Below are 249 nucleotides of genomic sequence, written 5' to 3' on the forward strand. Positions count from 1 at the left end.
CTTGTAACATTGGCACATCATTAAAGTTGTCCCCGATTGCAATAGTATCTTCAATTGGTATATTGAAATACGCTGCCATTTCTTGTAGGCCGTTCCCTTTATGACCGTGCTTATCCATAATTTCTACATTAGTAGGAGCTGATGCTGTAACTGAAATATCAGTGTCTTCTTGTAACATGCTTAATAGCTGTGCACGATGCGCTGCATTAAATGTCAAAATGAAGAATTTAGATATTTCTAATTCTGGAT

At 36.5% G+C, this 249-nt stretch carries 1 protein-coding gene; it reads right to left on the reverse strand.

Features of this window, described 5'->3' with window-relative positions:
* Window positions 1–249 (reverse strand): HAD hydrolase family protein (locus tag SB658_RS26195; RefSeq protein ID WP_410603409.1); only part of this gene is annotated, 249 nt, incomplete at both ends.

Source organism: Bacillus sp. SIMBA_008 (genome assembly GCF_046535495.1).
GTDB classification, from domain to species: domain Bacteria; phylum Bacillota; class Bacilli; order Bacillales; family Bacillaceae; genus Bacillus; species Bacillus subtilis.